Raw genomic sequence first — 9,791 nt, 5'->3', positions numbered from 1 at the left:
CCTTCGTACCCTCTTATGTCAGTGCCGAAAACCGCGACTGGGACGCTGGACAGAAGGCCGAAACAGCGCGCGCGGCAGCACTCTATCCCGGAGACGAGGCCGCACGTGCAGCCCATCTGGCGAAATGGAATGAAGCCAATCCTATGCCTCCGGTGACAGCAAAGGATATCGCCGACCATATCGATCACATCCGCGATGTCGCCGGTATCGACCATATCGGTCTGGGTGGTGACTATGACGGGATCCCGTTTACCCCGGACGATCTGTCCGATGTCTCGACCTATCCCGTGCTGTTTGCCGAGTTGGCAAAACGCGGATATAGCGCCGCTGACCTTGCAAAAATCGCTCGCGGCAACATATTACGCGTAATGCGAGGAACAGAAACCACCGCCGCTGCCATGGCAAAAAGCAAGAAATAGATATGACCCAATTTTCCCTGACCGAAGACCAGCTTGCCATTCAGGAAATGGCGCAGAAATTCACCGCCGATGCGATCACACCGCATGCGGCTGAATGGGATGAAAAACATATCTTCCCGCGCGATGTGATCAAGCAAAGCGCCGATCTCGGTTTCGGCGGTATCTATATTAGCGAGGAATCGGGCGGAATCGGGCTCGGCCGGCTCGAGAGTGCGATTATCATGGAAGCCATGGCTTATGGCTGTCCGGCGACCAGCAGCTTCATTTCAATCCACAATATGGCAAGCTGGATGATCGACTGCTTCGGATCGCAGGTAGTGAAAGACAAATTTCTGCCTGACCTGATCCCGATGGAGAAGATTTCCAGCTATTGCCTGACCGAACCGGGCAGCGGTTCTGACGCCGCGGCGCTGAAAACCAGCGCCAAGCGGGACGGCGATTATTATATCGTCAATGGCGGCAAGCAGTTCATCTCCGGCGCTGGCGTCAACGACCTTTATGTAACGATGGTGCGTACCAGCGACGACGGCGCGAAAGGTGTGACCTGCCTGGTTATCGAAAAGGATATGGAGGGAGTCAGCTTCGGTGCGCCCGAACGCAAGCTGGGTTGGAACGCTTCTCCTACTGCGCAGGTGCATTTCGACAATGTCCGCGTGCCGGTCGAGAACGGGGTCGGTGACGAAGGCGAAGGTTTTCGCATCGCCATGGCGGGGCTCGACGGCGGACGTCTGAACATCGGGGCCTGCTCGCTCGGCGGCGCGCAGCGCTGTCTCGACGAAGCGGTTGCTTATACCAAGGAACGCAAGCAATTCGGCAAGGCGATCAGCGACTTCCAGAACACACAGTTCATGCTCGCCGATATGGCGACCGATCTTGAGGCATCGCGAGCATTGCTTTATCTGGCGGCTGCCAAAGTGACCGAAGGCGCGCCGGATAAAACGAAATTTGCTGCGATGGCCAAAAGGCTGGCGACCGATAATGGCAGCAAGATTGCCAATGACGCGCTGCAGCTTTTCGGCGGTTACGGCTATTTGCAGGATTACCCGATCGAGCGCTTCTGGCGCGACTTGCGGGTCCACAGCATTCTGGAAGGCACCAATCAGGTGATGCGGATGATCGTGTCGCGTGAAATGCTTCGGCAATAGGAAATTTATGACAGAAGATCTCATCATTAGAAAATCCGGACGGGTCGGACATATCAGCCTGAACCGGCCGAAGGTGATTCATTCGCTCAACCTCGACATGTGTCTGGCGATGACCGACGCGCTGCTCGAATGGCGCGACGACGACAGCGTGGAAGCGGTTATGCTCGACCACAGCGAAGGCAGAGGTTTCTGCGCCGGCGGTGACATCAGCATGTTGCGAGAATCCGGCATGACCGATGGCAAGCAAGGGCGCGAGTTTTTCTATCACGAATATCAGCTCAACCATCTGCTGTTCGAATATCCCAAGCCGATCGTTGCCTTCATGGATGGCATTACCATGGGCGGCGGCGTCGGAATTTCGCAACCGGCCAAATATCGCGTAGCGACAGAGCACACACGTTTTGCCATGCCGGAAACCGGTATTGGACTATTTCCCGATGTTGGCGGCGGTTGGTTCCTGTCGCGGCTTGAAGGTCGGCTGGGACAGTTTCTGGCGCTGACAGGCGCGAGGCTGGATGGTGCCGAGTGCAAGGAAGTGGGCATCGCTACCCATTATCTGCCGTCGGAAGCTCTCGAAGAAGCCAAGCAGCGGATTGCCGACAAACCCGACCGCATAGAAGGCATATTAGGGCAGCTTTCGGCGCATGTCCCCGAAGCGCGGATCACCAAGAATCTCGACAAGATCGACAAGTTTTTTGCCTCCGACCGGTTCGAAGATATCCTGGCGGCGCTCGAAGCCGACGACAGTGACTGGGCCGCAAAGGAGCGCGACACGCTGGGCACCAAAAGCCCCCAGACCTGCAAGGTCGCTCTGCGCCAGCTCAAGGAAGGCGCCACGATGGAGAGCTTTGCCGACGAAATGCGCAACGAATATCGGATCGGCTATCATGTTCTGATGATGCACGATTTTCTCGAAGGTGTGCGGGCGTTGATTGTCGATAAGGATAATGACCCGAAATGGAATCCTGCGACTCCGGAACAAGTCAGCGCTGAATGGATCGATAATATATTCGCGCCGTTACCGGCAGATGAAGAATGGAACCCCCTATGACCTACGAAACAATTCTCACGGAAAAGCGCGGCCAGGTTACCCTGATCACGCTTAATCGTCCCAAGTCACTGAACGCGCTCAACAGCCAGGTGCTCGACGAACTGATCGACGCATTCGCGGCGTTTCAGGCTGACGAGACACAAAACTGCGCGGTTATTACCGGCTCTGGTGACAAGGCCTTTGCTGCAGGCGCCGATATCAAGGAAATGTACGACAAGTCCGCCGCCGATTTCTATCTCGAGGATTTCTTCGCCAAATGGACCAGCCATATCGTCAAGTCGACCCGCAAGCCGTGGATCGCTGCAGTGAACGGTTTCGCTCTCGGCGGCGGCTGTGAACTCGCGATGATGGCAGATATCATCATCGCCAGCGACAAGGCGAAATTCGGCCAGCCGGAGATCAAGCTCGGCGTAGCTCCTGGCATGGGGGGCTCGCAACGCCTGACCCGCGCGGTCGGCAAAGCCAAAGCGATGGACATGTGTCTGACCGGCCGGATGATGGGTGCTGAAGAAGCCGAGCGTTCCGGACTGGTGGCGCGCGTCGTGCCGCATGAAGAATTGCTCGACGAGGCGCTCAAATCGGCCGCTACTATCGCATCGATGCCGCCGATGGCCGCGCAGGTGAACAAGGAAATGGTCAATGCAGCGTTCGAGAACAATCTCGACCAGGGCTTGCTCCACGAACGCCGACTATTCCAGATTTTGACCGCCACGGAAGACAAGAAAGAGGGCATGGCTGCGTTTATTGAGAAACGTGAAGGTAGTTGGAAGGGGCGGTAAATCATCGTGCTGACCCGCCTCGGCGACTTGCGTTGCTTCTCTGACAATCACTGGAGACTATAATGAAAATCGGATTTATCGGCCTTGGCAATATGGGCGGCGGCATGGCCGCCAATCTCGCAAAAGCGGGGCATGAAGTCTATGCTTTTGATCTGTCGGGGGAAGCACTGGCGCGCGCGGGAGAAGCCGGTTGTCATCCGGTCAGCGACGCGGCGCTAGCGGTCAACAATATGGACGCCGTGGTGACTATGCTCCCCGCCGGCTCCCATGTCCGAAAAGTCTATGAATATGAGATCATCATCAACGGCGATCCCGGGACTTTGGTGATCGACTGTTCGACCATCGACGTCGACAGCGCCAAGGACGTCGCCATCATGGCGGAAGCCAAGGGCCTTGTACCAGTCGATGCTCCGGTGTCGGGCGGCATTGCAGCAGCCAATGGCGGTACGCTGACTTTCATGGTCGGTGGCAGCGACGAAGGTTTCAAACGCGCAGAACCGATCCTGTCCGACATGGGCAAGGCGGTGATCCACGCCGGTGGCAATGGCGCGGGGCAGGCGGCGAAAATCTGCAACAACATGCTACTCGGCGCGTCGATGATTGCGACCTGCGAGACGTTCAAAATGGCGGAGAAGCTCGGCCTCGACCTTCAGACATTCTACGACATCTCTTCGAAAGCGTCGGGACAAAACTGGTCGATGACCAGCTATTGCCCGGTACCCGGTGTCGGACCGCAAAGCCCGGCTGACAATGGCTATGAAGGTGGCTTTGCTGCTGCCTTGATGCTGAAAGATCTGCGTCTGGCGATGGAAGCCGCACAAAGCGCCGGAGCGGACGTGCCAATGGGTGCAGAAGCCGCGAAACTCTACGAGCGATATGCCGAAACAGAGGGGCAGGGCGGCAAGGATTTTTCCGGCATCATCAATATGCTGGCCAAGGGCTAGACACGCATGCCGCCGTTATGGATTATAATGTGCGGTCTGTCGGGAACAGCCGCCGTGATCGCGGAAGTCGGCAACCGGCGACGCAACAATCGCAATGACATCGAAGATGTCGGCTTCATGCCATGGTCGACAATTACGGCCGTGTCCTTGTTGACCTTCGGAATATCGATCGCTTTCGGGCTGGGTTTTATCTCGGCCGAATAAACGCGCGACTACAGGCAGGCTTCGAGCAACGGTTGGTTGAACCCATATTGCCGTGCCTTATCAAGCGTATAGGGCCGCAGGCCGGCTGACTGATATTCACCGATGATCTTGCCGTCGGCATCCTCGTCAATATATTGATATTTGAACAGTTCCTGGGTCACGATAACGTCGCCTTCCATCCCGATCACTTCGGTGATGTTGGTCGTACGACGCGAACCGTCACGCAGACGTTTCACCTGGACGATTAGATCGACCGATTCCGCGATCTGGCGGGAAATGGCTTCTTTCGGAATCTTGATGTCGCCCATCAAGATCATGTTTTCCATACGGCCAAGACATTCGCGCGGGCTGTTGGCGTGAAGCGTACACATGGAGCCGTCATGGCCGGTGTTCATGGCGGCGAGAAGGTCGAAACATTCCGCGCCACGAATTTCGCCGAGGATGATCCGGTCAGGACGCATACGCAGGGCGTTCTTCACGAGATCGCCGATGGTGATTGCGCCTTGGCCTTCAAGGTTTGGCGGACGGGTTTCGAGCGGTAGCCAGTGCGGTTGCTGCAAGCGAAGCTCGGCAGCATCCTCGATGGTCAGCACGCGTTCGCCTGGATCGATCATCTTCGACATCGCGTTGAGCATGGTCGTTTTACCCGAACCGGTACCGCCGGAGATAACCACGTTAAAACGGCAGGCGCCGGCAATCTTGAGCACGGTGCACATTTCTTCGGACATCGATCCGAAGTTTTTCATCATGTCGAGGGTGATCGGCTTCTCGGAGAACTTACGAATCGAGATCGCAGTGCCCTTCAGGCTCAGCGGCGGCACGATAACGTTCACACGAGAACCGTCCTTGAGACGGGCATCGGCAAGCGGTGTGGTCTGATCGACACGACGACCAACCTGGTTCACGATTCTTTGGGCGATCTGGAACAGATGCTCCTCGTCGCGGAACTGGATCGGCGCGATTTCGAGCTTACCCTTGATTTCGATATATGTCTGTTCGGGGCCGTTGACCATGATATCCGAGATGTCCGGATTACCGAGCAGTTCTTCGAGCGGGCCAAAGCCGAGCAGCTCGTCGACCAGCACTTTTTCAAGCGCGAATTGCTCGCGCCGGTTGAGGGTCAGTTTCAGTTCGGTCAGCACTTCCATGATGATCGGACGGAATTCTTCGGTCAATTCTTCCTTGTTCAGTGTCGCGGCCGCTTCCGGATCAACACGTTCGAGCAGGCGCGGGAGCACCTGTTCCTTGATTTTGTGAACCGAGGCACCGAAACCTTCTTCCTTGCCACCACCGTCAGCCAAAGGCTGCGAGCGTTCGGAAAGCCGCGCCATCGCATCTCCCGGATCGGAGCCAGCCGCGGGTGCTGCGCCTTCGCCTGGGAGCGGAATGGATTCGATCGGCGGAAATTGTCCGCCTGAATCTTCTTCGGAATTGTCAGGCTTGGCGTTCTTCGGGCCACTGCCAGTCATCGGCTTGGCGACACCAAAGGATGACTTACCGCCACCCAGTCCATTTTTCTTGCCAAATGCGCTCATTATGTTCTGTCCGATTTATCTAATGTCACAAGATACATGCCCTCTTTCCCCGAAAATGGTTAATAAACTGGAAAACTTCATCAATTGGCTGGAGATGGTCGTGATTATTCTTTTGTCACTTGTGCCAGAGGTAGCAGTGAGTAAGCCGTCCCAATGAACAAAGGACAGAATTCTGAACGTTAGTCTTTCTCGAGGACCAAAGGCAGCGGCGGGCGGGATTACGCTGGCTCTAGTCGCATTCGCCGGCTTTCCGTTGGGCGATGCTGTCATCAAGTCGATGGCCGGTGATTGGCCCGCTCAGGCGGTCGCGGCCTTGCGTTTCTCCATTGGCGCACTGGCATTGGCAGTCATTCTGTTCGTTCGCGAGGGGCGCAGCGGTTTTCACGTCAATCGGCCATGGCTGCACGTAGCCCGTGGTTTCACTCTGTTCGTCGGCACAATCACCTTCTTTTCCGCCATTTACATCATGCCCTTGGCAGACGCGGTGGCGATATCATTCATCAATCCGATCCTCACTGCATTATTTTCTGGCTGGTTCCTCAAAGAGAAGATGCGGCCCGGCACCTGGGTCGCGACGATCATCGCTTTCGGCGGAGTGCTGATCATGCTCCGCCCCAATGTCGCTGCCTTCGGCTGGGTCGCGATTTTGCCGCTGATATCCGCGTTTTCTGTGTCGGCAATGCTGATTCTCAACCGGACGGTGTCGGCCGGCCGATCGATATTTGCAGCGCAATTTTACATAGCATTCTGGGCTGCGATATTCCTGATCATAGCAACAGTTGTCGGACATTGGTTTGTCCCGTTCATGACCATTCCCGGGACCCCCGATTGGAATGTTGTCTGGCGCTGTGTGCTGGTGGCAATAACCGCCACCGGCTGTCATTTTCTGCTCTATATGGCGACGATGCGGACGACGGCGGCCGCAATTGCCCCGATCGTCTACATCCAGCTACTGATCGCCACGGTAATCAGTATTTTCGTGTTTGGCGATCCGATCGACAGGACAGCGATGATGGGCGGATTGTTGATAATGTTCAGCGGGCTGCTGCTATGGCGGAGCGAACGCAAGCTAGCATCGGTGATTGAAGCCTAAATGCTGGCCAGAGACTGTTCCAGCCGCTCGATATGACGATCGACGCTGGCTTCAATAGAAAAGCCGTGAGCGCAGGCTTTTAGAGGTGCGATAGCCTGAGGGGTATCAATAGCCTCTGCTATTGCAGTGGCCAATGCTTGGGCATTCTGGACAGGGACAGTGTCATGGCCGGCTTGACGCAATAACCGGGTCAATCCTTCCGAACAGTCTGTAGCAACTATGGCGCAGCCGGTAGCCATGGCTTCCAGCGGAACTGCTGGCAGTCCTTCCCATTGTGACGACAGGACAAGAATATCCGACTGCGCATAATAAGGCGTCGGATCGGAGATAAAGCCCTTAAATTTTATCCGGTCCGCTATCCCGAGTGCCTTTGCTCGTTGTTTCATTTCCTCACGCATGCTGCCGTCGCCCAATATGGTCATTGACCATGGGTGATCGGCAATCAGGGCGAGAGCCGAGATCAGCGTCGGATAGTCTTTCTGCGCAGTAATTCGGCCCACTGCCAGCAGCTTTGCCGGAGCCTTCTGTGTGCGGACTTGCCGATGCTCGCCCAAATCCAGCATATCATCCGTTACATAGGGGTTGGGAACGCAGTGGAACTTGCCCGCTGCGTGCGGATAGATTTTGGCGTAATGTTCGGCATCCGCATCGCTGAGCGTCAGGCACAAGTCGGCAAATCTTGCGGTGAACCCGAAACGCCAGGTCCTGGAAATCTTCGCCCAGCGACTGAGGCCGGGACGCAAAATCGGGTTGGTGATTTTCTGGATGAAAGTTGTTTGATCAGAACCGGCAAGCTCTCGGGCAATTGCAACGCTGAGATTTGTCTGGTTACCGGCAGAAAATATAGCCTTGGGCCGATGTTTGCGGATCATCCGGGCGACGGCGGGAATTTGCAACAGTAACTGGGTTCCACGGCCGCCAAGTTTCGGAGTGGGCACTATCCGCACAGTTACATTCGGAGCAATCATATCGGCGACCGAGCCATTGGCCCTGGTCAGCCACAATTCGGTTTCTATCCCGCGCCTGGCCATGCCATTGGCCAGCAGGATAGCAACCCGGTCAAGCCCGCCATCGCCGGGTTCGTAAAGAAAATGGACGATCGCGGCGCTTTTGGCCGGCGAACTGGTCATCGATCGCTCGGATCATGCTGATCGGAGACCTGAACTGTCAGCAGTGCTGAATGATATAGGGCCAAGGTCATTTTTTCAGCCTGACATCAGGCTTCAAATGCGAGAAAGTAAGCGAGTTATGCTCGGATAGAATATCCTGCAAAATCACCGGGTCGGTTTTAGCTAACCGCTTCGGCGAGGACGGTCAGGCCCTTGTCATTCACTTCGACAAAGCCGCCCTGAACCGATATCGTTTCCGGTGTTCCGCCTTCGGTCGCGTAGATAACCAGATCGGCATCGCGGATCGTCGACATGACCGGCGCATGATTGGCGAGGACGCCAAAATCACCCTCGGTACCGGGCACAACCACCATGAAAACATCATCCGACCGGACGAGCTTTTCTGGGGTTACGAGTTCGAAATGTAGGTTTGCCATTATAGTACCTTTATACCGTTGGTCCTGAGCTCGCCGGAGCGCGTCTGTCGAGCATTCGCGCTGTTCGGCGGCTCAGTGCCAATGGATGTAGCTTAGGCCGCTTCAGCAGCCATTTTTTTGCCTTTTTCGATCGCTTCTTCGATGCCGCCGACCATGTAGAAAGCGTTCTCGGGAAGGTGATCATATTCGCCTTCGACAACAGCCTTGAACGATTTGATCGTGTCTTCGAGATCAACGAACTTGCCCTTGATGCCGGTGAAGACTTCAGCAACGTGGAACGGCTGTGACAGGAACTTCTGGATCTTGCGGGCACGTTGAACGACCAGCTTATCTTCTTCGGAAAGCTCGTCCATGCCGAGAATGGCGATGATGTCCTGCAAAGACTTATATTTTTGCAGGGTTTCCTGAACAGCGCGGGCCGTATCATAATGTTCCTGGCCAACAACGCGTGGTTCGAGAACGCGCGAGGTTGAATCGAGCGGATCAACAGCAGGGTAGATGCCCAGCTCCGAAATCGCACGGTTCAAAACGGTGGTAGCGTCCAAGTGGGCAAAAGAGGTTGCCGGTGCAGGGTCGGTCAAGTCATCGGCAGGAACATAAATTGCCTGAACCGATGTAATCGAGCCCTTGTTGGTGGAAGTAATACGTTCTTGCAACGCACCCATGTCGGTCGACAGGGTAGGCTGATAGCCCACAGCCGAAGGAATACGGCCAAGAAGTGCGGACACTTCCGAACCAGCCTGGGTGAAGCGGAAGATGTTGTCGATGAAGAACAGAACGTCCTGGCCTTCTACGTCGCGGAAATATTCCGCCTGGGTCAGACCGGACAGAGCCACACGAGCACGCGCTCCTGGAGGTTCGTTCATCTGCCCGAATACGAGAGCCACTTTCGAGCCTTCCGACTTCGGATTGCCGTCGGCATCCTTGGCGATAACGCCAGCGTCGAGAAATTCGTGATAGAGATCGTTACCTTCGCGGGTACGCTCACCAACACCGGCGAAAACGGATGTACCGCCATGGCCTTTTGCGATGTTGTTGATCAGTTCCTGAATAAGAACGGTCTTGCCCACGCCGG

General features: G+C 55.9%; 11 protein-coding genes. 7 read left to right on the top strand and 4 right to left on the bottom strand.

The window, feature by feature from the left end; translation table 11 throughout:
- The 6 genes from V7680_RS13765 to V7680_RS13740 form a co-directional block, all read left to right on the top strand.
- A partial coding sequence (locus V7680_RS13765; protein ID WP_335653839.1) for a membrane dipeptidase occupies positions 1-419 on the top strand: 419 nt, incomplete at its 5' end.
- A 2-nt stretch (positions 420-421) separates the two neighbouring features.
- Positions 422-1,564: an acyl-CoA dehydrogenase family protein gene (locus V7680_RS13760; RefSeq protein WP_335653838.1), complete on the top strand. Its 1,143-nt coding sequence runs from the start codon at positions 422-424 to the stop codon at positions 1,562-1,564.
- Positions 1,565-1,571: 7 nt separating this feature from the next.
- Positions 1,572-2,615 (top strand): enoyl-CoA hydratase/isomerase family protein, encoded by a 1,044-nt coding sequence (locus tag V7680_RS13755; protein WP_335653837.1) that lies wholly within the window; start codon positions 1,572-1,574, stop codon positions 2,613-2,615.
- On the top strand, positions 2,612-3,394 hold the full coding sequence (locus V7680_RS13750) for an enoyl-CoA hydratase-related protein (RefSeq protein ID WP_335653836.1): 783 nt from the start codon (positions 2,612-2,614) through the stop codon (positions 3,392-3,394). Before V7680_RS13755 ends, V7680_RS13750 begins: the two co-directional genes overlap by 4 nt.
- Positions 3,395-3,456: 62 nt before the next feature.
- Positions 3,457-4,338, top strand: a complete 882-nt coding sequence (mmsB, locus tag V7680_RS13745; RefSeq protein WP_442955051.1) for a 3-hydroxyisobutyrate dehydrogenase — start codon at positions 3,457-3,459, stop codon at positions 4,336-4,338.
- 27 nt (positions 4,339-4,365) lie between these two features.
- Positions 4,366-4,542 carry a hypothetical protein gene (locus V7680_RS13740; protein WP_335653835.1) on the top strand — a complete coding sequence of 59 codons (177 nt, stop codon included), beginning with the start codon at positions 4,366-4,368 and terminating at the stop codon, positions 4,540-4,542.
- An 8-nt stretch (positions 4,543-4,550) separates the two neighbouring features.
- On the opposite strand, the gene V7680_RS13735 is transcribed toward V7680_RS13740, so the two are convergent.
- The gene (locus V7680_RS13735) at positions 4,551-6,077 is read right to left on the bottom strand and encodes a CpaF family protein (protein WP_335653834.1); all 1,527 of its coding nucleotides are present in this window, start codon (positions 6,075-6,077) and stop codon (positions 4,551-4,553) included.
- 169 nt (positions 6,078-6,246) lie between these two features.
- Between V7680_RS13735 and V7680_RS13730 the strand changes: the two genes are divergently transcribed.
- Positions 6,247-7,170, top strand: a complete 924-nt coding sequence (locus V7680_RS13730) for a DMT family transporter (protein ID WP_335653840.1) — start codon at positions 6,247-6,249, stop codon at positions 7,168-7,170.
- Here the strand turns inward: V7680_RS13730 and V7680_RS13725 are convergent.
- The 3 genes from V7680_RS13725 to atpD all read right to left on the bottom strand — a co-directional run.
- The gene (locus V7680_RS13725; RefSeq protein WP_335653833.1) at positions 7,167-8,300 is read right to left on the bottom strand and encodes a glycosyltransferase; all 1,134 of its coding nucleotides are present in this window, start codon (positions 8,298-8,300) and stop codon (positions 7,167-7,169) included. The two genes, V7680_RS13730 and V7680_RS13725, sit on opposite strands and share 4 nt — an antisense overlap.
- A gap of 158 nt (positions 8,301-8,458) precedes the next feature.
- On the bottom strand, positions 8,459-8,716 hold the full coding sequence (locus tag V7680_RS13720; protein ID WP_335653832.1) for an ATP synthase F1 subunit epsilon: 258 nt from the start codon (positions 8,714-8,716) through the stop codon (positions 8,459-8,461).
- Positions 8,717-8,808: 92 nt separating this feature from the next.
- A partial coding sequence (atpD, locus tag V7680_RS13715) for a F0F1 ATP synthase subunit beta (protein ID WP_335653831.1) occupies positions 8,809-9,791 on the bottom strand: 983 nt, incomplete at its 5' end.

This window comes from Parasphingorhabdus sp. (assembly GCF_036963705.1).
GTDB lineage: Bacteria > Pseudomonadota > Alphaproteobacteria > Sphingomonadales > Sphingomonadaceae > Parasphingorhabdus.
Note: the sequence above shows the minus strand (reverse complement) of the source record. Positions and strands in the feature narration are given on the sequence as shown.

Bases quoted from the DNA above. Each gene is read 5' to 3' on its own strand.
- V7680_RS13735 (WP_335653834.1), bottom strand. From the start codon at position 6,077: ATGAGCGCATTTGGCAAGAAAAATGGACTGGGTGGCGGTAAGTCATCC.
- V7680_RS13750 (WP_335653836.1), top strand. From the start codon at position 2,612: ATGACCTACGAAACAATTCTCACGGAAAAGCGCGGCCAGGTTACCCTG.
- V7680_RS13755 (WP_335653837.1), top strand. From the start codon at position 1,572: ATGACAGAAGATCTCATCATTAGAAAATCCGGACGGGTCGGACATATC.
- mmsB (WP_442955051.1), top strand. From the start codon at position 3,457: ATGAAAATCGGATTTATCGGCCTTGGCAATATGGGCGGCGGCATGGCC.
- V7680_RS13760 (WP_335653838.1), top strand. From the start codon at position 422: ATGACCCAATTTTCCCTGACCGAAGACCAGCTTGCCATTCAGGAAATG.
- V7680_RS13720 (WP_335653832.1), bottom strand. From the start codon at position 8,716: ATGGCAAACCTACATTTCGAACTCGTAACCCCAGAAAAGCTCGTCCGG.
- V7680_RS13740 (WP_335653835.1), top strand. From the start codon at position 4,366: ATGTGCGGTCTGTCGGGAACAGCCGCCGTGATCGCGGAAGTCGGCAAC.
- V7680_RS13725 (WP_335653833.1), bottom strand. From the start codon at position 8,300: ATGACCAGTTCGCCGGCCAAAAGCGCCGCGATCGTCCATTTTCTTTAC.